28 protein-coding genes are annotated in these 22,566 nt (G+C 41.6%); all 28 read right to left on the reverse strand.

All coding sequences use genetic code 11. The features are described 5' to 3' along the window. Positions 1-82 precede the first annotated feature (82 nt). The 28 genes from TX85_RS23620 to TX85_RS26930 all read right to left on the reverse strand — a co-directional run bounded on the left by TX85_RS23620 (position 83) and on the right by TX85_RS26930 (position 22,541). Positions 83-520, reverse strand: coding sequence for a MarR family winged helix-turn-helix transcriptional regulator (locus TX85_RS23620; RefSeq protein ID WP_044482370.1), 438 nt, complete (start codon positions 518-520; stop codon positions 83-85). 64 nt (positions 521-584) lie between these two features. Continuing rightward, positions 585-1,400 carry an aminoglycoside adenylyltransferase domain-containing protein gene (locus TX85_RS23625; RefSeq protein ID WP_316244906.1) on the reverse strand — a complete coding sequence of 272 codons (816 nt, stop codon included), beginning with the start codon at positions 1,398-1,400 and terminating at the stop codon, positions 585-587. A gap of 204 nt (positions 1,401-1,604) precedes the next feature. Next, complete coding sequence (locus tag TX85_RS23630; protein ID WP_044482372.1) at positions 1,605-3,677, reverse strand: serine hydrolase domain-containing protein; 2,073 nt, start codon at positions 3,675-3,677, stop codon at positions 1,605-1,607. Positions 3,678-3,797: 120 nt separating this feature from the next. Then, positions 3,798-5,105 (reverse strand): sensor histidine kinase, encoded by a 1,308-nt coding sequence (locus tag TX85_RS23635; RefSeq protein ID WP_044482373.1) that lies wholly within the window; start codon positions 5,103-5,105, stop codon positions 3,798-3,800. A gap of 2 nt (positions 5,106-5,107) precedes the next feature. Next, positions 5,108-5,848: a LytR/AlgR family response regulator transcription factor gene (locus tag TX85_RS23640; RefSeq protein ID WP_044482374.1), complete on the reverse strand. Its 741-nt coding sequence runs from the start codon at positions 5,846-5,848 to the stop codon at positions 5,108-5,110. 24 nt (positions 5,849-5,872) lie between these two features. Beyond that, positions 5,873-7,057, reverse strand: coding sequence for an MFS transporter (locus TX85_RS23645; RefSeq protein ID WP_044482375.1), 1,185 nt, complete (start codon positions 7,055-7,057; stop codon positions 5,873-5,875). A 134-nt stretch (positions 7,058-7,191) separates the two neighbouring features. Further along, positions 7,192-7,800 carry a pentapeptide repeat-containing protein gene (locus tag TX85_RS23650; RefSeq protein ID WP_044482376.1) on the reverse strand — a complete coding sequence of 203 codons (609 nt, stop codon included), beginning with the start codon at positions 7,798-7,800 and terminating at the stop codon, positions 7,192-7,194. After that, a complete protein-coding gene (locus tag TX85_RS23655; RefSeq protein ID WP_044482378.1) occupies positions 7,801-8,613 on the reverse strand; it encodes a hypothetical protein in 813 nt (270 codons plus the stop codon). 130 nt (positions 8,614-8,743) lie between these two features. Next, positions 8,744-9,457, reverse strand: a complete 714-nt coding sequence (locus TX85_RS23660) for a hypothetical protein (RefSeq protein WP_044482471.1) — start codon at positions 9,455-9,457, stop codon at positions 8,744-8,746. 528 nt (positions 9,458-9,985) lie between these two features. Continuing rightward, entirely contained in the window at positions 9,986-10,642 is a 657-nt protein-coding gene (locus TX85_RS23665; RefSeq protein ID WP_044482379.1) for a hypothetical protein, read from the reverse strand. Between the two features lie 76 nt (positions 10,643-10,718). Further along, positions 10,719-11,693, reverse strand: a complete 975-nt coding sequence (locus tag TX85_RS23670) for a hypothetical protein (RefSeq protein ID WP_044482380.1) — start codon at positions 11,691-11,693, stop codon at positions 10,719-10,721. A 66-nt stretch (positions 11,694-11,759) separates the two neighbouring features. After that, the gene (locus TX85_RS23675) at positions 11,760-12,152 is read right to left on the reverse strand and encodes a DEAD/DEAH box helicase family protein (RefSeq protein ID WP_233500848.1); all 393 of its coding nucleotides are present in this window, start codon (positions 12,150-12,152) and stop codon (positions 11,760-11,762) included. A gap of 75 nt (positions 12,153-12,227) precedes the next feature. After that, the gene (locus tag TX85_RS23680; protein ID WP_044482382.1) at positions 12,228-13,217 is read right to left on the reverse strand and encodes a WG repeat-containing protein; all 990 of its coding nucleotides are present in this window, start codon (positions 13,215-13,217) and stop codon (positions 12,228-12,230) included. Beyond that, positions 13,190-13,486, reverse strand: coding sequence for a hypothetical protein (locus TX85_RS25585; RefSeq protein ID WP_049895206.1), 297 nt, complete (start codon positions 13,484-13,486; stop codon positions 13,190-13,192). Before TX85_RS25585 ends, TX85_RS23680 begins: the two co-directional genes overlap by 28 nt. A gap of 186 nt (positions 13,487-13,672) precedes the next feature. Then, positions 13,673-14,104: a hypothetical protein gene (locus TX85_RS23690; protein WP_044482384.1), complete on the reverse strand. Its 432-nt coding sequence runs from the start codon at positions 14,102-14,104 to the stop codon at positions 13,673-13,675. 405 nt (positions 14,105-14,509) lie between these two features. After that, positions 14,510-15,436: an ankyrin repeat domain-containing protein gene (locus tag TX85_RS25590; RefSeq protein WP_049895207.1), complete on the reverse strand. Its 927-nt coding sequence runs from the start codon at positions 15,434-15,436 to the stop codon at positions 14,510-14,512. A gap of 27 nt (positions 15,437-15,463) precedes the next feature. Beyond that, entirely contained in the window at positions 15,464-15,976 is a 513-nt protein-coding gene (locus tag TX85_RS23700; protein WP_044482386.1) for a hypothetical protein, read from the reverse strand. Positions 15,977-16,016: 40 nt separating this feature from the next. Next, positions 16,017-16,157, reverse strand: a complete 141-nt coding sequence (locus TX85_RS26925; RefSeq protein WP_222860726.1) for a hypothetical protein — start codon at positions 16,155-16,157, stop codon at positions 16,017-16,019. A 294-nt stretch (positions 16,158-16,451) separates the two neighbouring features. Continuing rightward, the gene (locus tag TX85_RS23705; RefSeq protein WP_044482387.1) at positions 16,452-16,766 is read right to left on the reverse strand and encodes a hypothetical protein; all 315 of its coding nucleotides are present in this window, start codon (positions 16,764-16,766) and stop codon (positions 16,452-16,454) included. Positions 16,767-16,778: 12 nt separating this feature from the next. Next, complete coding sequence (locus TX85_RS28010; protein ID WP_262362720.1) at positions 16,779-16,913, reverse strand: hypothetical protein; 135 nt, start codon at positions 16,911-16,913, stop codon at positions 16,779-16,781. Positions 16,914-17,711: 798 nt separating this feature from the next. Then, a complete protein-coding gene (locus TX85_RS23710) occupies positions 17,712-18,134 on the reverse strand; it encodes an SUKH-3 domain-containing protein (protein ID WP_044482388.1) in 423 nt (140 codons plus the stop codon). Positions 18,135-18,145: 11 nt separating this feature from the next. After that, a complete protein-coding gene (locus TX85_RS27860; RefSeq protein WP_044482390.1) occupies positions 18,146-18,421 on the reverse strand; it encodes a hypothetical protein in 276 nt (91 codons plus the stop codon). A gap of 147 nt (positions 18,422-18,568) precedes the next feature. Beyond that, the gene (locus TX85_RS27865) at positions 18,569-19,111 is read right to left on the reverse strand and encodes a hypothetical protein (RefSeq protein ID WP_049895208.1); all 543 of its coding nucleotides are present in this window, start codon (positions 19,109-19,111) and stop codon (positions 18,569-18,571) included. A 20-nt stretch (positions 19,112-19,131) separates the two neighbouring features. Continuing rightward, positions 19,132-20,346 (reverse strand): hypothetical protein, encoded by a 1,215-nt coding sequence (locus TX85_RS27110; protein ID WP_049895209.1) that lies wholly within the window; start codon positions 20,344-20,346, stop codon positions 19,132-19,134. Positions 20,347-20,373: 27 nt separating this feature from the next. Then, entirely contained in the window at positions 20,374-20,784 is a 411-nt protein-coding gene (locus TX85_RS27115; RefSeq protein ID WP_049895210.1) for a hypothetical protein, read from the reverse strand. A gap of 20 nt (positions 20,785-20,804) precedes the next feature. Next, positions 20,805-21,197 (reverse strand): DUF4280 domain-containing protein, encoded by a 393-nt coding sequence (locus TX85_RS23725; protein WP_018884654.1) that lies wholly within the window; start codon positions 21,195-21,197, stop codon positions 20,805-20,807. A gap of 474 nt (positions 21,198-21,671) precedes the next feature. Beyond that, complete coding sequence (locus TX85_RS23730; protein ID WP_044482391.1) at positions 21,672-22,139, reverse strand: SUKH-3 domain-containing protein; 468 nt, start codon at positions 22,137-22,139, stop codon at positions 21,672-21,674. Positions 22,140-22,163: 24 nt separating this feature from the next. Further along, positions 22,164-22,541: a hypothetical protein gene (locus TX85_RS26930; protein WP_148444408.1), complete on the reverse strand. Its 378-nt coding sequence runs from the start codon at positions 22,539-22,541 to the stop codon at positions 22,164-22,166. Positions 22,542-22,566 lie beyond the last annotated feature (25 nt).

Consider the following 22,566-nt stretch of genomic DNA (forward strand, 5'->3'; position numbering starts at 1 on the left):
TACTCCTCCTCGGTTTCGGTTTACTAGTCAAGTGATAGGGTTAAAAAAATGTGCAGCTTAGCTTGCCTCCGGCAATGCAATGCTAAGTGTCCATTTTACTTTCCGTATGCTTCTGCAGCTTAGACATCAGCTTATATAGTGATTTCTGCTCTTCCTCAGTCAAGCATTCATTGAATAACGACGTTTGAAAGGCAAGCTGGTGCTCAAAGACTTCCTTCATCTTATCTTCTCCTTTAGGCGTGAGATAAATCCATTTCGTCTTCCATTCTTGCTTACGCTGGATATATCCCTCTTGCTCAAGCCGCTGGAGCATACGGGACATTCCGCCCTCCGTCACCGTTGCCTTCATCGCTAATTGACTCTGCATGATGGGCTGATAACTGGCAATCTGATTCAATACATCAAATTGAGCGGCAGTGATATGAAATGGCTTCAGGAATTCATTGGACAACAAATTGCTTTGATGGGTAAAGCGGGCAATGCGCAACCAATTCAGTGAACTAAGCGTATTCTTTTTCAATCGAGCTCACTTCCCTTCGTTACTATCACTTTACACCTCAAGCGACAAAAAAGCAAGGCTTCTATTAGCGTAATGATAAATTTTGATTTATTTCCCGTATCATGTAGTCAGCAAATGCTAACAGAGACTGTAGATCAACAATACTATGTTCTGTCTCTCCGCAGCCTGTCCCGGTATATTCATGCAGGCATTGTCTAATCAGCGGGTGAAATGCCTGGGGCAAAGCGTTTAATCCCCAATCTCCGCCCTCTTGTTTGGATGATACCTTCCCTTCTTTTATGAAATACAAAACTCTGCAAAGATTTAAGGTGAGGTACATAGGAGTTAGATATGCAGGAGGATTGTCAGCAATCTCCTCAGCACATCCCTCCACATCCTGTAAAATGGAGGCAAGGTAGTATTTACTGTCAATCGGCTCATAAAGCTCGCTTAATGGTTTTCCATATAGAGCTATCCCTCTCTCATATGCAACAACAATCTGAGAAGCCAGGTCTTCATCTTCAAATCCCCCGCAAAGATAATTCTCATCTGCACGATATTTCTCCCTGTGATAATCAGAGTAATGAAACTCAAAAGGTGTCGGATAAACAAAAGACGTTAAGTAATTTTCCAAAATGATGGTAAATTCTATTCCGCGCTCATTAGACCCTTTAGACATTTCGTCATGCAAAGACAACGCTATTTGTGCAATCCTGGAGTTATTTGCTGGCATCAGCTTTTCTTTAACCACAATTAAAAAATCGATATCACTTTTAATGGGATTAAAACACCCCATGGCTAGTGATCCATGCAAATAAATCCCTAACAAGTTCTCCCTAAGTTCATCTTTGAAAAGAGTAACGATTTTATCTAAAAAAGCCTGGGTATCCACATCAATCACCTTCCAGATTATCTCATAACAGCACTCTAAGTATAATTTAACTGCTATTTATATCAAGGTAACACTCATTTATAACTGAGATGTGCGTTGGTTTAATTAAGCTGCTCAGTCTAATAGGATATAAAAACGAGTCCTGCGAGAGGAGGAGGCTCTCCCGCAGGACTTGCTGCTTTCTATGGTTCCGCCAGCCTAAGATATGTTTCCCTATTTATTGGCCAACTTGATCTCGAACACATCTCCCGCCTGACCACCGAACACGATAACGCCATTCTCCGGCAGAAGCGCGGCCCGATTGCCACTGGCTACCGAGAACTCCACAAGTGCTCCGTCTGCCGTATAGACGGCGAATCCCCCGCCAGCCGGAAGCTGTACACTCATCATTTTCCCAGCAGCCTCACTACCCACCTTAAACCACCGCACATAACCCGATTCAGGAATCGTGACTCTGGAGGCCGTCCCGCCATAAATGGCGCCCACTGCCGCTTCACTTACGTAAGTGCGGGCATCTGCCAGCAGGTACTCTACTCCGTCTTGCTGCCGGAAGCTAAGATCAAAGGCATCGCGGCCGTTCATCACCGGGATTTCAGCGATATTAACAGCATGATTGGCATCCTTGATCTTTGTTCCATTGGCATAGCTGCCTCCCTCATCCAGTACGATTGGCTTCCACAGGATGGATGGAGGGGCAAGATAAAAGAGGGAATTGATTTTCTCGTCCAATGCATAATACGTTTTTCCGTCTCTTTGCTGCCACACCTTGGATACCTCGGGGCTCAGGACGTTCTCGCCCAGCTTTTGATATTCATAGTAAGCCATAAGCGTCTGGCCAAGCCCCGGAAATTCCAGGTTGGCCCGGGTACGAATATACGTATGTCCGTTAGTTTGTTCATCAAAGCTAATCAAGGTGCGGCCATCTTCACTAGTGAATTCTCCATCACCTGTATATACATAGTTCTGTTCGGGAATCATGCCGCTTAATAATCCAGGCATAGCAATTTCACCGTCTTTTATGCTCACCTTAAGGGTTGAACCTACCGTTCCGTATAGACCAGAGAACTCAAGCAGTTCGCTTGGCATATCTACTTTCACAGGCGCTTCGAAGGTTGGCGGAGGCAGCACTTCAGCAATTCGCCCCGTCTCCTGCAAGTACGCCAGCATAATATTGGATGCCGCCAACGTGTTGAAGATCGAAGAACCTCCCGAGGTCAGCAACGCGATAGACATGCCTTCTTCCGGCAAGGAAACCAATGCCGAATGATAGATAATCGTGTCTCCCCCCTTGGTCACTGCCTTAATGCCGTATTGGTCAAATGGACTAAGATCCACGGAATCCCATCCCAGGCCGTAGCCATACGTATTGGTCTTGTCTTCAACCCAGACGCCCTTGCGGTACTCTTTGGCTTGCATGGCCAACGCAGAAGCAGCAGTCATTAGCTCAGGACGCTTACCTGTCAGTACCTCCGAGAACAGAGTTACTTCTTCTGCAGTAGAGTAAATACCGCCCGTTCCCAGTATATTTGGATTCTCATGCGGTAGATCCCCGGCAATTCCAGGGAACCGCCCTGGGCTCAGCGAGGCCCGATTGAATGTATCCAGCGGTGTCTTGGTGAAGGTTAACCCAAGGGGCGCGCTGATATAGCGGTCCAGATATTCGTTATAGCGTAATCCGCTTACCCGTTCCACCAGAAGCTGCAGCAACTGAAATCCATCATTCGCATAGACGGAATACTCTCCCGGATCGGATTTCAGCCGCTCATTCCGCAGATTTTCCAACAATGTATCATAGGTTTGCGAGTCATTATCCGCCATCAGCATACTGTTCTTATAATGGCTCCCGTACAATCCGGCCGAATGATTCATGAGCATCCGGGTTGTGATTTGCTTGTAGCGTTCATCCGCCATTTGAAAATCAGGAATGTAGTCCGTGAGCGGACGGTCAATATCCACTTTCCCTGCCTCAGCCAACTTGAGTACGGCTGCGGTGGAGTATACCTTGCTTACGGAACCAATTCCGAACATGGTATCCTTGGAGACGGCCTCCCGCTTCCCATCGGCGGTGACTCCAAGTCCCCCCGACAACACAACCTTTCCTTGATCCCGAATCGCATATTGCACGCTATTCACGCCATAATCCCGAACGAGCACTTCGGCGGCTTCCCGCGCTTTGCGCTCAGCCAGTCCGGCATCCTTAGGATCTGCTGCACCAACTCCAGCTGCCGGCAGAACGAGCATCAGAGCTGCAATCGCAGCTGCGCCTAGCTTTTTTAATGTATTCATACGATGATCTCCTCTCTTCTCCAACCAAATTCCTTAGCTTGAATCTGATTATACGGATGGATTCCTAAGAGAAGTACGGAAACACCCCGAAACGAAAAAAAAGACCCCTGAACAGCACTTTTAGGCTGAGGAGTCTTGGGTTGAAAAAGGGATCATCACCATGTTGTCAAACGTGTGATTAGCAGATTCAATCGTCATATGCCCGCCGTATTTCTCACAAATTCGCTCAATATTGACCAAGCCAAAGCCGTGATAACCGGAGCTTGCCTTCTGGGTACTCAGATCGCCCACCTCACGGTCTACATAATTGCGGACGCAAATCAAAAGTGCAGATTTGTTGGAACGAATCTGGATCCGGATATGCCGATCCTGCGCGACCCTTACCTTCTTAGAAGCCTCTACGGCATTATCAAGCAGATTCCCCAGTACGACGCAGAGATCATAACGTTCAATGCCAAGCTCCCGATCATGCAAGCGAAGCTCCGTGTCCACGCGAATACCGTTCTCCTGACCAATATTCAGCGCATTCGTCACCAATGCATCGACGACCAGATTCCCGGTGTTCACTCGGTGGTAGGCATGCTCCACCTTATTCAGGATGACCCGGATATGTCGGTTCGCCTCGTCCACCTGCCCCTGATCAATGCATTCAGCGACATAAAGCAACTGCTTGTTGGTATCATGGATGATGCTTTTGATCTTCTTGAAGCTATGCACCGTCTTCTCGTAGTTGGCATCCTGATAGTCCATCTGCTGCTGGAGCCCGGCATTCTCATGCAACAATTGAAACCTGGCAATCACGGTGTCCAGTATATAAACCACCAGCACATTCAGCACAATGGAACCAATGATCGAGATGAGGTAATGCATGTTCTTCTCGCTGTAGACAGACAGCACGTTCACTTGATAGATGCTGATGATGGGCACGCTTAGAAACATCAGGTAATAGCGTGAATGAAGGGGGAAGCTGCGGCGTTTGGCAACGAACCGGATAATCTGGACGACGGCAAACATGATCATACAGCTCAGCAAAATACTCATCTTGGCAACCAACATCTCTTCCCGTTCCGGCACGATCGCCCAATTGTCCAGAGCCACAGAGGTCGAAGGATTGAGCAAATACATACAGAGTAAGTTAATGAGGGAGATCAGCACAGCGTACAGCACCGAGAAGATCACCCTCATTCGCATCTCCACTTCATACCCCATCGCCAGACAGAAGATGACGAATAGGGCGATCAAGGAGGACAACAGTGGTGTAAAGTAGGCGCTCATATACCAAAAATTCAGCAGAAGAAAGAGAAGAACAAACCATTTCTTCGTCGGTTTACTCTTTTCCTTGCCAAACACGGAGTTAAAGTAGAAGTTCACCTGCACGGCCATAACCAGCACCACACTCAAATTAAGAAAAAGCAGCATACCGTCCATCTTCACTCCGCCTTCAAGACCATAAATTTTGTACAGGCATCCTTGACTTCCTTCATCTTGGACCTGCCGATCGGTAACTGCATGCCGTTCGACATCACCACCTGTCCCCCTGAAAACTTATGCACATGCAATAAATTAATCAAAATGGAGCGGTGGATTTGCAGGAAACGTTCCGCCTTGAGCGCCGAGGCATAGCCAGAAATGAGTCCCTTGCCTTCGTAAACGGCATGTGTGGTCGTGAATTTGAGTTTATTCTTGACCGTTAAGCTCTTCACGACTTCAATGGCAATAATGTCATCTTGTCTAAGCACAATTTCTTCATGCGCAGATTTGATAATCAGAATATCTGATTCACTTTCCTGAAAGAAACGGCATACCTTCAACATTTTCTCTTCAAATACCTCAGGCTCCACCGGCTTGATCAGATACTGAAACGTGATGACATCGAAGCTCTCCAGCATGTACTCCGGATAGCTGGTCAGGAAGATGATCTGCTCACTCTGCCGCTTCATCTCCCGCAGTCTCCGGGCCGTCTCTATTCCATTCCGTCCATTCATTTCAATATCCAGAATAAAAATATGGAACGGTTCACCACCACGCTCATAATACTCGATCAATTGCTCGCCAGCCTCAAATGCCGTGACTTCAAAATCAATTCCGCTCTTGACCGATAGGGCCAGCAGCAATTGCCGGACCTGCTCCCGCTGCCGCTCTTCATCATCGCAAATCGCAATACGATACAAGAAGCCGCCTCCTATCCCGCTTGATTAAATCAGTTCCCCGCGTCTTTTGAGATAACAATATAAAATAAAGCCGCAAAGCGTACAAAGAAGGGCGCACAGTCCAATAAAAGCATAACCCGCCTGCAGCCCGCGCAAGAGACCGATCTGTGTCGCTTCTCCATATATTTTCTTCACCGTCTCAATCACAAAACCAATCAGATAATTCCCAATCACACTACCAAGTCCCATCAAAGTAACGGTAAAGGTGATGGCCGTGTCGCTCCCTCGCGGATAGCGCTTGGCAATAAAGGCCATGACCGTTGGATAAATCATAGCGATGCCCAGCCCCGAGGCGGCAAACAGGAAGGACCACCGTTCCCCTCCGGCAATCGCGATAAATGTGCATACCGCCGAGAAACCGGAGAATATAATCAGAGACAGGGTAAAGCCAATTTTGTCCGTCACTGGGCCGAGCACAAGCCGCCCTACCGAGAATAGCAGGAAGAAGATCGATAATAGGCCAGATGCTTTGACGGTATCCCAATGGTACGCCTTCTCCAGAAAATTGACCAGCCAGCCCCCAACCACAAGCTCGGATACTACGCCAAAGGACAGGATGAGCACCATCCACCATAATGCCGGGTCACGTGTCAGCTCCTTGAACGGGGTTCGGCTCTCCAGTGGCAAATCGTCTCCCGGAAACTTACTGTACAATGCACTAAGGATGGGAAGCAAGGATAAGGAGAGCATCACCAGGTACATGCCCCTCCAATCCAGCGTATGTCCAAAGACTTGGACGGACATGACACCGGTAGCCAGCAAAGGCGCAACGGTCGAACTGATCCCATAGAAGAAGTGCGACAGGTTCATCATCGCACCTACATTTTTGACAAAAATTCTAGCACCCAAAATAGCCAGAGCAATCTCAAGCATACCGTTACCGATATACATGAGGAAATAGGAGCCTGCAAATAGCGGATAGGTGTGGGACAAGAAAATGAAAACCCCGGAGAGCAGCATGGAGGCGAAGGACATGATACTTGTCGCCTTGATCCCCCATTTTCGTACCAGGATAGCTGTAAAGGAACACGCAATAAGATAACCGAGTGCATTCAAGGACAATAAGCTGCCTAGCTGTTCTTCGTTCAGATTGAAATCAAACTGGATTCGCGGAATGGCTGGTCCCTTAATATTTTCCGAGATGCCAATAATAATAAAGCCTGAAAAAATCGTGACAAGCTGAAATGATGTACAGCTTGTTTTTGGTTATGTATCCGGTACCTAATTTCAAGTGAGTAATGCCTCCCGCAATAATTATTCATTGCCAATAGATGTTGCGCTTCATATTACAATGCTTATTTAGACTACAATTCAGCTTGGATCTTTTCCAGCACCCCTTCATCAAAACTAGCCCCCGTTATATTTGCACCTGCCCAAATCACATCATCCAACTTTGCATTAATAAAGCTTACATTTTCAAAATTTCCATTAGTAAGATTTGCCCCACTAAGATCGACATCTCTAAAGGATGCATATTTCGCATTGATTCCTGTTAAATTTGCATTTCGAAATGTACTTCCATTAAAAATGGAGTCATATAAGTCCCCATCTGTTAAATCAACCTGATCAAAGCACGCTCTATCACAAAAACTGATTTTAATTTTAGCAAATCTCATAATTGATTTAGTGAAATCTGTGTCTCTAAAATAGCAATCTGCAAAATCAGCATTTTCCAAATTGCAACTTTGAAAGTCAGCCGAACTGAAGTTACAATCACGAAAGGACGTTCTCATCATAGAGGATGCTCTTAATTTGACCCCGATAGCTATCATTTGATCAGCTATAAGTTCAGAAAGATCGGCAAAAGTAAGATCTATTTCTGAAATATCCATTGATTTGATAATATTTTTCTCATGTATAGAAAGTGATATTTTCAAGAGTATTTCATCTCTTTCGCTTCCTTGACCAGCCATTCACTCCTCCCCCTGTCTCAATCTTTGTAAATTCTTTAAATATTTTTCCCACGCTTTATTTGCATTAAATGAAACTGATCTTTTACTTTCACTAAAGTTGGGAATAGCAAATACATCGTACTGCTCCATGTAATCCATTACACAAATCCAGCGATCAAGTAACTCATTAACATCTGCCTCCCAAGGCTTAGCTACAAGATCAACTCGAATACCTCCCCAATCAGTTTCTGTAACGTCAGCAGGTATATTTAAGAATGTCTCTTTATGAAACAAATCAAGTATATCTCCACTAAAATAAGTTCGAGTTCCCATTCCCAATGGACCAGATGGCCCAAAGTTAACCGGAACAGGTTGAGAGCAAAAATTCATCCATTTGTGTATGCGATCACGTTCAGATTGCCATGGTGTAGAAACTGGCCAAAAGCCGTGAGTAATTCCATAGCGTGGCTTAATAATACTCGCGATAACTTCTGATAGTTCATAGATTTCAGGCCAAAGCTTCTTGGGGGTATTTTTAAAATCAAAGCCAAAATAAGCTCTAAAACTTGAAATTAAATCAAAGCTCCCCGAATATTCTATTGAATCTGTTCGCTGAAGGTACAACTCCGAAAACCTTGGTTGTTGCATAGTTATCCTTTCCTTAATCTCAGCCCGGTCGTAGTCCAGTTTTACCATCTCACTATTTCCCCATAAGGTTGGTTTAAAATAATCTTTTGTTTCAAAAATATTTAATAAATTGTTTATTACAGCTATCTCTTGCAAATCAACACTAGGAAACATAGAGATGCCAATAATTTTTGGTAATCCATGCATATTTTAACTACCTCCAAACCTATATTTTTGGATATTTAGCACTTATCGGGAGTTGCTTTGCCATCATAAAAGATCAGAAGGGAGAAAAAAACACAATACGAATGGAACTCGCATTGTGCAATTCTACGTATTACTCAAAGCCAATAACAATCCATTCATCAACGTGATCCCAAAAATGAATATTATATCCAGGCTGCAATTTTGCTGACCAAAAAGTTGCATTCCCATTATTACAGTTGTTGTAATCAATAGCTATATAAGAACCCATTCCGTTACTAAAAAATCCAAACGAGGTGTTTAAATCGATTTGAATAGGTTCTTTAAGATCGTCAAGAATACTCCAATCCAAATCATCATCACCTAAAAAAGTTACAAATTCCAAGGGTACTAACCCCATCGATACACTTGCATAATAATAAAATCCATTATGTACATTTTCATAAAATTGTTGAATGGTTATAGGGATTTTATCCCAATTCCGCTCCAATTCATCGTTATGAAATTCTTCTTGTGGGTTTCGCCCTTCATAGTAGGTTACCCCACCGTTTGGTTTTTTTATAGTATATAGAATTGAATATCTTTTTGAATCACTATCTTCTATTTCCAATAATTCAATATCATCAATATTTTCAGTCAAATATAATATTAAATTGCTCAGTTCCCTTCCAACATATTTTTTCCAAATCTCCAGAAGCATATCGATTCTTACTCTAATGTCTTGCTCCCTAAAAAGTCTATGCCAAGAATCTGGTATCGATTTTTGTTTACTTTCATCTAGGTCCTTAATGGTTATTAAATTAGCACTTGTATCAAATTTCCTTAAATAGTGAATCTTCTGTTCCATATTATCAATAAAAGCTTTATGCTTATCTTGATAATCTTTTGATTGTTTTTCAATAATATTTTTCAATAATTGGACTACTTCTTCTTTTTTGGGCGGTGAGATCAGACTAAGTATATCTATAAAGGGTTGTCTTAAATTCCTTGAGTCAATAATACTCTTAAACAGTCTCTCCATACACTTTTGCGCATGTGGCTTCATGGTTTCCATTCCTTCAATGACTTTCAATAACCCTTCCCTGATCCCATGGCGTTGAGCAATATAGAATATAGTTTCCATTAAATCGCTGATAATTGCTGGTTCAAATATCTCATCATGGAAAAGTTCACACAATGCAATGATGGAGTTATTATCTGCTGACTCTCCTACTTCATTTAATAATCTCACGATGTCTTCGATCTCATAATCTTCATGATCTAAAAATCGCATTTTTTTAATAGCAGAAATTTTGTTTCCAATAGTACTCACACTACTCCTCCTTCTTGCCTAAAATTTATATGTTCTCGTCTTCCATTTAACAGCTATCTGGAACTATAAATTTACAATTATTTTATTTTCAATTATTGTCCTAAAGTTGGAGTAATTTCTCATCATGTTTCTACCATAGGCACTGACTGGATCGTTGCCCTGTATCATACTTTCATAATTCTTTTTGAATTCATGCTTGATTGGTTCTTCCAGACTCTCATACAATCTTTTCGTTGCCTCTTCCGCTAATTCCCTTGAACCATACAGTAAAATAAAATGAATATCTATTTTATACCCACCTAAAGGATAAAAGCCTTCTGCAACAACTTGACGAATAAAGTTCTCCAGATTGTTTGTGCATTCATGAACAATGGGCATAAATACCTCATCTAACCAAGCAGTAAACTCTGCTATGGCTCGACTCCAGCTTTCCTGGTCTGCAACATTCCAGTAAAGTTTGCCCTCCGGGATATTGCATTCATGAGTATTGATATGAAAGATTTTATTTTTTGATTTATTCAAAATAATAGCACTTTCTCCGTAAAAACCTACATTCCTATCAGACACATTATTCCAGTTCGTATAGAAATAAATCTTATATGTTAGATTTTTATCTTTCTTGATAAGCCAGTGCCTAGATTTTGCATACTTCCAACCGTTACTTGTATACTTTGAAGAAATCCGTTCACAAACAGCATGAAATGCTTCGCTTGATTGCATACCTTACACCTCGTTTGGGATTTTAGGGGAATATAAGCTGCGCTATCCTAGGATCTGCCTTGCAGTTTCCTCCCTTTTATTGAAACAACTCCCCATGCTTGTTAGGAATATATTCAGGGTAGTTTTTACGATAAAATTGATCAATCTGTTTAAGCACCGGGTCCCATGCAGGATATGGCTCTCGATCTCCAAACATCACTTTAGCTTCTGGAGTATTCATTAGTAAATTGTCCAGCTTATTAGGCACTGGTAATCCTTGTTTTCTCCTAACATGAAGTAGGAATAGGATTTCAAAAGGATAAAATCCGTATCTAAAATCGCCAAATTCACCTAGCTGTCCAATTTCAGAAGCTAACACAGAATGAAACCGGGACATTTTTGAAATTAATTGTTCTATTTCCTCTATATGATCAGTCGTCCAATGCTTCAACACTTCATCATAGATGTCCAGGTCTTCCGGGATTGAGCCAAATCGTAAATTCGCTTCTTTTAGCTTCCTTCTAACCGTTAAATACAACCCTTTATTAGTTCCCATGATTGTTTTATTTTTATGCTGTAAGTACAGCTCTAACAAAAACCAAATATGCCTGTTCTCTTCATTGGCATTTATTAAATGTTCGCCGAAATGATGAGACATAAAATCATATAATATAGCTTCTTCCTTTTCCCAGCCATACATAGCAATATGGATTAATGTTATCACGACTTCTCTAAACGAGTATAGCAATATCATCTCAGGATACTTAATTGTATAAAGCTTCTGCGCCATGCATTGGTAAAATACAACCTTCTGCATCTGCTTTAATTCTTCCGTACTGTTTTTATGATCAATTAATACATTCTTTTTCCACAGTGATAAATAGTACGAGAAGATTTTGCTTAGATTTATTAACAATATGTGGTCCTTTTCTGTATCATTTTGATCAATAATTTTCTCAATCTTGCTTCTACTTATATTATATTTTTCTTTAACATCTTCAAATTTAATTCCTTCGACAAAATTATTTATGTATCTTTTAAATGCTACTTCAAACTTTTTTGAATTTATCATCGCAAGCTCCTACTAGGTTAGCATAGATTTTCTCCAGTCCATATCGACAACATAACCTATCTACCCTTATTCATCATCTAGATGGGGTGCGACCTGATAACCCGATGGATCAAACATATATGCAACACATGCTTGTTCATCAGAAAGAATCAGACTCACCGTATCTCCTCCACCAAAAGGCGAAGGTGGTACTTTCATGTTAACAGCCCAAGTGTATCCCTCAACACCTTCAAATCTCTCATAAAAAGCTATTGACTCCCCATGATTGAAGTTGATTACTCCCTCTATTTGATACTCATCATTACTTCTTTTAATTCCGAATATTAGAAAAGAAATGCCTTTTTCTTCATCAGAAATAACTAATAATTTATCAAAATCCACAAAATCGATCTCAACAACCCAAGCACCACCATGCAATGCAAAAAACTTCTCATATTTGTTCATTAACCATGCCTTCAAGTTTATGTTCTTGATGGTGTCTTTTTGCAGTTTCTATAACTTCTACTCTATTAAACGCTGCATCTGCACTCCCTGTTACCAAAGATCAAATCCCCTCGGCTTCAATATCCAACGGCCTCTCTGATCAAGGTATCCCCATTCCCCGTTGTAATTCACATATGCCAGGCCATCCCGAAAGGACTTAGCTGTCAAAAACACATTTTTAATAACGTACTTTCCCTTTTGATTAATAAAACCTGTTTTGTCTTTATTCACCACATCTGCTAAACCACCATAAAATGGTTCAATACTTTGAAATTGGGGCTTGATCACTACCCCACCTAAAAAATTCAAGTACCCCCATTTCCCCCCACTCTTTAATCTAAACCCTGCGAGTCCCTCACTAAATCCTTTCAACTGATAGTATTTTGGTTCAATAACAAATGCACCAGTTGAGTCGATAAATCCATAATGTTCCCCATCGAGAGTAGCTACAGCAAGACCTTCAGAAAATGGACTAGCGGAGTGAAACACAGGTTCAATAGCCATAGTACCCATAACATTTATGAAGCCAACTTTCCCGTCTTTTCTTACAGCTGCTAAGCCTTCTGAAATCGTCCCTAAGTAATCCCATTCAGGACGAATAATATACTCATTGATATTATTAATCAGCCCCATTTTTTCATCTACTTCAACAACGATCGTTTGGTCTGCATTAATCCCATGAATCTTGTTATATAATGGCAAGGTAACAACTTCTCCATATTTATCAATACAATAATCAGTTCCATTTTTAGATATCTGAGCTAAACCGTTATGAAAATCCCCATAAAAATCAGCTTCTACTTCTATTATCATCTTGTTATCTTTATTTATATATCCCTTCTTGCCATCGAATGTCCGTACCCAAGCAAGTCCATCGCTAAAATCGTAAGCATCTTTGTATTGAGGTTCAATAATGTAGCGCCCAATCCTATCAATAAAACCATATTTATTATCGACCTTCATTCTATACATAGGTATCACAACCTTATTATTAGTTAAAAGGTTCTCTGTCTTTACATCCTGCGGCAGCTCCCATGCCAAAGTGCAGCTTGAGACATGCTGCTTCCTTCCAATATATCACAGACCACAACTGCTTGTAAGCGGCTCGCCAGACGCTGCAACAGCTCCCAATCCGTCTCCTCATATTGCAAAATCGGCTCCCCGACCGCCTCGCCGCCCCCGGTGTAATAGATCATATCACTGCCCGGATAGGCCTGCAGCACTTTCCCGATCAAGGCGCTACATGTCTGCTGCTCCTCTGAAAAAGTCCGCTTGCGCTTCTCGATATCCAGCGTATATGATGCACTCACACCTCTCCCATCCGATTCATGCTCCTTTCTTTTGGAGGTAGGGTGCATAAGTATTTTGTTTAATGAGCGCAAAAAAGCTTATCCCAACTCTCTGGGGTAAGCTTCTTTGAATGATTGAATCGAAACAAATTTTCGGAAAATGAACATGAATATTCATTCGCATAGCATTTTGCAAAAATAACTCACTTAGCTTTGTGTTACCGGATGTCCGTTAGGGTCTAACATACCCATTACTGCTTTATCTCGGTCCGATACAATTAAAGTATACTCTTCAAACAAAAAAGGATTTGGTTGTAAATCTACATTAACTCTCCAAGCAGGTCGAATATCATCATTCTCTCTATTTTCTGGATCTACTTTAAACGTATAGGCTTCATCGAAAAACAAATTTTCTATTTGTTCATTAATCGTGCCTTCCAATTCATTTTCTTGATGGTACTGTTTGGCTATTTTAATAACTTCCATTGGTGCTAATACTGTTTCTATTGTAATTTCCTCTAATTTACGATAATGTCTTGGAATATCTTCTTTCTTCAATTTTAAATATTCATTAAATTCTTCATCACTTAAATTTTTAAACTCTTCACTTGTCATTTTCTTATATTTGTCTAATGACATCTCATCATTTCCTTTTATCTTAATTTTATCCTTAATCCTTCAATATAACTTAGTGAATGACTTAACGAAGCTTCATCAATACTCCGTTCAATGTCGTCGTCACCAAGAAATGTTACTGACTCTAGCGGGACCAAGCCCATTGATTCACTGGCATAATAGTAAAAACCATCATGAACATTTTCATAAAATTTCCAAATTGCAATAGGAGTTTATCCCAAACCTTCGCTAATTCAAATTTTTCTGGCTTTCTTAGGATTTCGGCCTTCGTAATATAGTAATTTCCCATTAGTATTTCTTATAGTATATAAAACAGAATAAACATTTTCTGCCTTCATTATCCAAAAAGCTTTTTCCATACTCACAGTCTTAAGTAGGAAAAGCTTTTTTGATGTCAAAGTCTTTTTTTCAAATATATTCCTTAAGTAAATCAACAATTTGCTCTCGATTTGAGTGTTTTGCAAGAGTATAAGCGTCCATATTTTTCATGAATTCATTCGTATATTTTAGATTAGCATTTATCCCGTTCTCCAACAGAAGCTTAGATGCTTCATAGTTGCCTTTACGAATAGCAGTAAAAAGTGGATTTAGTTTTGGTGTACTTACATTTATCATAATTTTATGTGATAACAACAATTGTACAACTACATTCTCTAACTCAAAAACTGCATTATTCAACTCAATTCCGCTGAACTTATTCAAATCTGCTCCCAACAAAATCAAGTCCTTGGCCAATTCTATATGTTTTGATTTAATTGCAACATTTAATAACGAGCCATCTCTTGTAATGATGTCGCAGTAAGTAGAATTATCATGTATTAAACTTCTGTTATTATTCAAGGCGCCGATTCTTAATTTCTCAGATATAATTACTGTTTCATCTGATTCTCCCCATAAAGACTCAATATTGTAACGTTCTTCATATGCTTGATATTCACTAGATCCTGGTTTAGGTCCGTTAATTACAGCCTTTATAAATTCCTCTGGAGGGCAATAGCCATGCTCACTTATATAATGAAGCATTATACTGGGAGCAGCATATTTCTGTTCGCCGGTCTCACTAATCACTCGAATTTCTGATAATCCTAGTTTGGAAAGCTCCACTGAATCCGTTAATGTAGGAAAATGAACCTTCTCACCATTACACAGGCAACAATTCAAATTTCCTCTGATTTCATTAAATGGTCTTTTAACATACAACCATAAATTATCGATAAATTCACTTGGAACACTTCCCTTATTGTGTTCATTCACTTCATTTATCCATCCAATATTTTGCGCATTTTCGAAATGATGAAGAGAATAATAAGTTAAATCTTTATAATACTCAGTCATCTATAACTCTCCATTTCATTTAATATATTAATCAATCAAATCCATAGCTTTTAATATATTCTTCGAGCGTTCACTATAACACCATGCACAAATAATCGTTCCTTCACCATTTACTATTTCACTTAATTTTTCTTTCGGTATATCATTAATATCAAATATATTAACATTGGCATGATCTCCCCATCTCGCTAAATCCTCATCGAAAAATTTGGGTTCACGAATAAGAGTGCCATCTATTGTGCCATGTGCCCCAGTCAACAGATTAATTTTCCTATTTGCTTCGTCAAGAATACTAGAAAAATGCTTCTGTAGTATTTTATCAGTAGATACATGCACAGTTCCACCAGATTCATTTATAACAGAGTAAAATGTTGGTGGATCAAAACCTCTTTCGATCCCTTTATCTGCTCCTGACTTACTATTCCCATCAAAGGGTACATTCAGTACCTTAGGGAAGCCTTTCATCTTCTTCCCAAGCACACTGCCTGCATCACTGAGCTTCTCCAGCGCCTTCTGGTATCCTACTGCCGCTTTATCCATACCCTTCGATATCCCGGACTTAATGGAAGCGGGGCTGATCTTATTTCCAATCTTCCCAATAAAACTTGCCCAGCTTCTTGGCATACTTGTTATCCAGCACGCCTAAGGTCACCATACCAATCCCGGCATCCATCGCTACGGTCTTCCAGTTAATCTTCTCCCCGCGCAGCACCTGATCCATAATGCTACTGAACGCGCCTTCCGCCCCGGCCATACCCACCTTAAGGGCAAACGCTGTTCCGATGGCGGCTCCAGGTCCGAAGATGGCACCACTTACCGCTCCTAGAAACTTTCCTTTAGCCCGTTCAACGCATAGGCAACAGAATCGAACAGAAAAAAAGCCTATAGCCAATTCGACTATGAGTTAGCTTAGGCCTTAGCAAATTATATGCATACATTAAGTTGGCAACTCTGTACACAAAACATTTGTCCAAAAACTGTCGCGATAAGTTTTTTACAATCCGCCATATAGCTTTTATAATTCTGCACTTTGATTATCATCCAATAAAACAAAAACATGATTTCCAGTTTTAATCTTTGAAAAATCTTCTGAATCATAAATAGTAATTCCAATATTGATCATCCCAGATATAGAAGTTGAAACATTCATCTTCTTCACTTTAAATTGCAATTCTTCGTTTGTAGTTTTAACCATAATATATTTATCCACAAGATAAGGCAGCTTCGTGTTATTTGAGGAAAATATTGGGTCAGCTCCCCCTACAATAATACATCCTAGTTTGTCATGGCTCTTGCTATAGCCAATTTCCATAATATGTGTATAGGACATTTTGTATCCTCCTTACCTTTCAAAAATATCAAGTAACTGTTTAACATCTTTCAGCTTCAATCCTTCATTTCTTAACCTTTGAATACCGCTGATGCTCATTCCTCTTTGCTCTAACAGATTCCCAAGGGTTATCCTCACTTGTTTCATTTTCAATCCCCCATTCCATTTATGCGTTGACTGTACTCGTAAGCGTACGATCTAATTCAATTAGATGACGTACGCTTATACGTACAGTGAGCATATTTATTCCTATTTTTTATAGAAAGGTGACTTCCTCGTGATACAAAGTATTTGTATTGTTTTAGGTCCCTATGATGAGAAGGATTTAGAATATGCTGTAACACTTGGCTATCTTGTTCATGAGCGTTAGGCTGTATATGTGACAGATAGCTACTTGTGGTTGCGTAAAGTCCTAAAAGCCTCTCATCATTCTTATTTATACTTTGATGATCCACACAGCGCGGGACTTGTTCTAGCTACAAATATTACTCTAACCAAATCAAGCTACGTAGAAGAAATTATGCTCAAGCTGAAACACACGAATGCACTTGATTTTTTAATTGGAGAACATAGTAATCTATCTTCAGGAGATTTTTTTAGTATCAATACAACGCTCGGATAATAGTATTTATGATATTTTAGTTACCTATGGTAGTTTGGATGTCTGGTATGCAAACTTGTTGAAGTAACGGGAAGCGTAAGAGCAAAACAAAAGCCTACTTCATCTCATTTGAGTTGAAATAGGCTTTTTAGCTCAAAAGAAAGACTAAAGATACGAAACTCAACAAAACATTTTTGGGATGGGGAAAGTCAATATTACATCTCCTGAAAGATTTCACGCTTAGCTTGATAATTTACCAATTATCCCGGTAGATGTCATACTTCATATTACAATCCGTCTAATAAAAAGTTAATTAAATAGCTAGCTAGTTTACACAGTGTAAACTAAGATTCCCCCCACGGAGTTCCCCCATTGCCACTAATTAAATTCTCCCATGCTTCCATCGCAGAGTCCCCCAGTTTTCCAGTACTACAATACACTTTTCCACTTTCAGAAACAAACAATATCAAATAATCACTGTCAATTTTCCCTACAGGAACTAATCTTTCTTGAGCATAATTTTCCTCTGATTTGAAACTACCGTTAGCATAGTAACTAGTAAACTTCACACTTGTATCATGAACTTCTTCATTTATAGTGTCCTTTAAAACTAAATCTCCAAATTCTTCAATAAAATCCTTTACTGATTGAAAAACGGTATAACCATTTTCCTCTAAATTATTTTTGAATTCATTTATATCAATTTTCCTTCCTTCATACCATCCTGAATCAGTTAAAATCTTCAAAGTTTCATTGCTTATGTTCAACTAAATCTCTCCTAATCCATTGAGTTCATAAAATCTTCAAACGTTATTCTACAATTATTATTACAAAAGGCTTTAACAAGCCCCGTTCCAACAGTTACGGATCTCAACACAAGATTTTTAATTTTTGCACCTTGGAGAATAGCATCTCTAACCGCCCATACCTCAGCACAATTTTCCACAAGCCAGTTCTTTTGCATGCTCGGTTCTAACTCATTATTCTTGAAATATTTCCCCTTAGAAGCTGCCTCATCTTTTGTCTTTTGAATTAAATCTCTTAATTTCCCCATCTCTTCTTTAACGGATTTTATATTCTTTCCTGAAAATATGATGGATTATAAGCCACTAGTTCATCTATATAGTCGTCAGTTAACTTTTGCCTATAGAATTCTACATATTCATTTGGACTCTTCAGTTCAATGTTCACAATACTTGGATTATTTTGATAGATTCCGAGACGTTTTAGTAGCATCAACTGCAACACTCGCCACGGCTGGTTTAAAATCCGGTCCATATCTACTTCCATCTCTTATTGATTTTGTATAATCATCTAACAGTTCTGGCGCGAGTTCAAAAGCATCCTTTTTCTTCAGTTTCTTCCCAAGCTTGCTACCAGCATCACTGAGCTTGTCCACTGCCTTCTCAAAGCCCTCATTTGCCTTCGTAACTCCTTTTTTCACCCAATCTGGAGTCACTTCATTACCGACTTTGCCCACAAAGCCAGTGAACTTTTGACCCACCTTACTGTCCAGCACGCCCAAGGTCAGCATGCCAATCCCAGCGTCCTTAGCTACAGTACTCCAATTAATCTTCTCCCCATGTAGCACTTGATCCATAATGCTACTGAACGCGCCTTCTGCTCCGGCCATGCCCACCTTACGGGCAAACGCTGTTCCGATGGCGGCTCCGGGTTCGAAGATCGCACCACTCGCTGCTCCAATGAAGCCATCCTTTAGCCCGGTCAACGCATAGTCGCTCATATCGCTAACCTCGCCCCGGGCTATGCGGCCATCATCCCGATACCCATGGCGCCCCCAATCAACGCGCCCCCGGCTACCGCTCCGATCAGAACCGGGCCTGCTCCCAGCGTCGCCACCGTCAAAGCCGCTACAGCTGCGACGGCCACGACGACCGCCAGGCCAACCAGCACATTCTTCGCCAGCTTGCCCCAGTCGAACAGCGGCTCCGGCTCCGGCTCTTCACCTAGCTCGGGCTCATCGTCGAACGGCGGATAGCTCGTCCGGTCGCTGCCATCCGCCCACACCTTCTCGTCCAGCAGATGGTACTCGCTCTCCACTACCACTCCAGATTCGCTCTCTCCGCGATAGACCAAGATCTGGCTTTCACTACCTAGAATGATCTGCTGCGGTGTATAGAGCTCCAGCTCCAGTTCGGCGGTCATCGTCAGCTTGCCGGGACTGGTAATCTCAATCCCCGTCTCGTCGTTCAGACTGACGAGCATCGCACCCTCGGGGTCCTTTTGCAAGTTCACATGATTGGGTGCCAGCTTCAGCTCACTACCATGCTCGGTCCCGAAGTACCGCGTATTCGTGTCTCCGGTCTTGGCGCAATCACCGCCATTCTTGCGTGCCGTCCCCACAATTAGCGCACCTGAACCCGTCGCGTCCGGGTAGTACAGACTTGCCTTCGTTCCGACCTGCGGCAGGCAGTGCATCACACTTCCCGTCGGCGGAGCGAATGGATACCAATGCGGCTCAGCTAAGCCATCATCCTTATCAATCTCCAGGCGCAGCTGGACCTCTTCTCCACGAACAGCCAGCACCTCACCCTCCAGCGAGATGCCCCGCAAGAGCGGATTGCGCAGCGTTTCCCGGCGGATTCCATCCGGTCGGGCCAGCACATAATGAAAGTGTAGCTCGCCCTGCTCCAGCTCCGCTCGCAGCTCACGAATGACGAACGGCTGCTGCCGGAATTCTACCTGCTCTCCCAGAGCATACCGCTCCGAGGTGGTCAGCTCGTATTCAAAGAAATCCGTATCATGCAGCCCGGAGGACAACCCACCTGCCAGATGATAGGCTTTGAGATTTTTGCGAGCCGTGTAGGACACGTCCTGCGGCAGCTCTCGCGATGCTCCCTCTGGCATGCCGATGTGCAACTTGGGACTTGCTGCTTCCAATATATCACAGACGACGACCGCCTGTAAGCGGCTCGCCAGACGCTGTAGCAGCTCCCAATCCGTCTCTTCATATTGCAATATCGGCTCCCCGACAGCCTCGCTACCTCAGGTGTGATAGATCATATCACTGCCCGGATAGGCCTGCAGCACTTTCCCGATCAGGGCGCTATACGTCTGCTGCTCCTCTGGAAAAGTCCGCTTGCGCTTCTCCACATCCAGCGTATACGAAGCACTCACACCCTCGATGGTCAGTGTATAGATCCCGTGACTGTGCGTGACCTCGACCCGTTGCACCAAGCCTTTGAACAAGCTCAGCTCCTGTTCTCCTTGCTGTGCATAGACATATAACGTGTCGTCGGCAGCCGCCTGCAGTGCTGCGGATACCTGCTCGCTGTCTGGGCTTGTCCCTGTCAGGCGTATACGCCCATGCTCCCCGGTCTTCCACTGGATATGTACATGCTCTAGATGCTGTAGGGGATACGGCGACTGTACCCGGATGTGCTCATATCCTATCATGCTGCTCCACCTCCGTTCCCCTACTCATCTTCTTGGCCAGTCGTCATGAATCCGACGTAGCCCATATACATGCACTGCTGGTAGGATTCACTGGTCAGCGCCGGCTTCCCCTCCACCCGCGTTGTTTCCTTGGTGTTGTTCCATTTCTCCGGAAAGATCGGCTTGCACGGCTTGCCGGATATTTGCTGCCCCTCTTCCGACACGAGATAGATCGTCTCCGTGCTTGGATTGTCCGGGTTCTGACAGATCCCGAAGTAGGAGATATTCTCAGGACCATAGTCATCCTCATTCATCATGGGTCGATCCTTCACAAAGGCCCCGTGACTTACGGGCAGATTCAGCTTGCGCTTGTGACTTCCATACTCACACGCCATACAGGCTCCGCGAACGATGTAATATTGGCTTTCCCCCATTCGATTCATGCTCCTTTCTAAAAGGACCAGCTTCTTCCGTTCAGCAAAAGCAGTCCCCAATCCGTCCTTTACTTTCTGAACATTTGCTTAATAAATTTGTAACAATCGTCTTGTTAATTCCCTCATTACAACCTTCAAGAGTCCCAACGTGATCTCACTAAAAGCGGTCAGGTACTTCCATTTTGGAGGTAGGGTGAAAATCATAGGTATTTTATTTTATGAGCGCAAAAAAAAAGCTTATCCTAACCTGTTTTAAAGTTAGGATAAGCTTTTTAAATTTGACTATTCGTTCACATAACATTTTCCAAAAGCGTCTCACTTAGCTTGATAATTTATCCCTCATTCTCGTTAGAAGTCGCACTTTATATTACAATACGTCATTCAAAAAATTTCACAGTTTACAATTCTCTACGATAGAAAATGTCACAATTCGCACATCTGTAATTTAAAATATTCACATAATATAAATTAGAATTACTCAGAATACAAGTTAGGAAACTCATCATTGTTTAAATATTTCTTATTAAAATATATTTCCAACATTTCATAAAAGTCGGATCCTATCCGCACGATATACATAAACTCATAAGAACCTACAAAATAAAACTCGTTAGACTCTGATAAATATATATCTAAAGTGCTGCGAGGAAAAAAAACCAATGGAGTTAATTTTTCACCCAACATCGCCTCAAATTCATATAACTCTTCAAAAGTTACCTCCCCTTCACTTGGATCAAAAATTAATGAAGTTACAAATCCCAGAGTTTTAGTTGGAAGCTTTATTTGGAGTCCTCCGAATTCTTCAAGTATATTTAAGGCTAAAGAACAAGGAACTATATTAAACTCCTTATACATTTCAATATAGTTAGTAACATCTACTCGCCTTCCTTCATACCACCCATTTTCTTCGAAGATTTTTTTTATTTTTTCACTTTTAAACATGAATATTTCCCCCAATTAATTATTTCAATTCCCATCAAAATATTGATTATACAGATCATTCATTGTTCCCCCGAATGGTACAATTCTAGAATGAGATTCATATAACTCACTACAATTGTCACATGGCGGCTTAAAAGTATACAGTTGGGATTTACTCTTTTTGCCTGAAGCCTTATTTGTATAAGTAGATACATGAAGATCCTCTAGATTAGAGTTTTTTAACAAAAGACGATTTGCAGCATTAAACTCTGCGCAGTTATCTGTTGCCCACGGCTCTCTGCTCGGCCCATGATCATTTAACATTTTCTGCAACCGCTTATCAACTATTTCTTCACCTGTATCAGGGTTTATTTTTCTTGATGGATTAGGTACTGGTATTTCACCTTTTCCTTTAACTGCCATCTTACCCCAGCCAGTTTGTCCGGCT

Origin of the sequence: Paenibacillus antibioticophila (genome assembly GCF_000455265.1) — a bacterium.
GTDB classification, from domain to species: Bacteria; Bacillota; Bacilli; order Paenibacillales; family Paenibacillaceae; genus Fontibacillus; species Fontibacillus antibioticophila.

Bases quoted from the DNA above. Each gene is read 5' to 3' on its own strand.
- TX85_RS28010 (WP_262362720.1), bottom strand. From the start codon at position 16,913: ATGAAACAAGTGAGGATAACCCTTGGGAATCTGTTAGAGCAAAGAGGA.
- TX85_RS23725 (WP_018884654.1), bottom strand. From the start codon at position 21,197: ATGGGGGAAAGCCAATATTACATCGTTCGCGGAGCCTGTATGGCGTGT.
- TX85_RS23650 (WP_044482376.1), bottom strand. From the start codon at position 7,800: ATGGCTGGTCAAGGAAGCGAAAGAGATGAAATACTCTTGAAAATATCA.
- TX85_RS23730 (WP_044482391.1), bottom strand. From the start codon at position 22,139: ATGTTTAAAAGTGAAAAAATAAAAAAAATCTTCGAAGAAAATGGGTGG.
- TX85_RS23705 (WP_044482387.1), bottom strand. From the start codon at position 16,766: ATGTCCTATACACATATTATGGAAATTGGCTATAGCAAGAGCCATGAC.
- TX85_RS27115 (WP_049895210.1), bottom strand. From the start codon at position 20,784: ATGATAGGATATGAGCACATCCGGGTACAGTCGCCGTATCCCCTACAG.
- TX85_RS23670 (WP_044482380.1), bottom strand. From the start codon at position 11,693: ATGATAAATTCAAAAAAGTTTGAAGTAGCATTTAAAAGATACATAAAT.
- TX85_RS26925 (WP_222860726.1), bottom strand. From the start codon at position 16,157: ATGGATCAGGTGCTGCGCGGGGAGAAGATTAACTGGAAGACCGTAGCG.
- TX85_RS27865 (WP_049895208.1), bottom strand. From the start codon at position 19,111: ATGAGCGACTATGCGTTGACCGGGCTAAAGGATGGCTTCATTGGAGCA.
- TX85_RS23655 (WP_044482378.1), bottom strand. From the start codon at position 8,613: ATGCATGGATTACCAAAAATTATTGGCATCTCTATGTTTCCTAGTGTT.
- TX85_RS23635 (WP_044482373.1), bottom strand. From the start codon at position 5,105: ATGGACGGTATGCTGCTTTTTCTTAATTTGAGTGTGGTGCTGGTTATG.
- TX85_RS27860 (WP_044482390.1), bottom strand. From the start codon at position 18,421: ATGGGGAAATTAAGAGATTTAATTCAAAAGACAAAAGATGAGGCAGCT.
- TX85_RS26930 (WP_148444408.1), bottom strand. From the start codon at position 22,541: ATGGCAGTTAAAGGAAAAGGTGAAATACCAGTACCTAATCCATCAAGA.
- TX85_RS23700 (WP_044482386.1), bottom strand. From the start codon at position 15,976: ATGGATAAAGCGGCAGTAGGATACCAGAAGGCGCTGGAGAAGCTCAGT.
- TX85_RS23630 (WP_044482372.1), bottom strand. From the start codon at position 3,677: ATGAATACATTAAAAAAGCTAGGCGCAGCTGCGATTGCAGCTCTGATG.
- TX85_RS23690 (WP_044482384.1), bottom strand. From the start codon at position 14,104: ATGTCATTAGACAAATATAAGAAAATGACAAGTGAAGAGTTTAAAAAT.
- TX85_RS25590 (WP_049895207.1), bottom strand. From the start codon at position 15,436: ATGACTGAGTATTATAAAGATTTAACTTATTATTCTCTTCATCATTTC.
- TX85_RS23660 (WP_044482471.1), bottom strand. From the start codon at position 9,457: ATGGAACAGAAGATTCACTATTTAAGGAAATTTGATACAAGTGCTAAT.
- TX85_RS23665 (WP_044482379.1), bottom strand. From the start codon at position 10,642: ATGCAATCAAGCGAAGCATTTCATGCTGTTTGTGAACGGATTTCTTCA.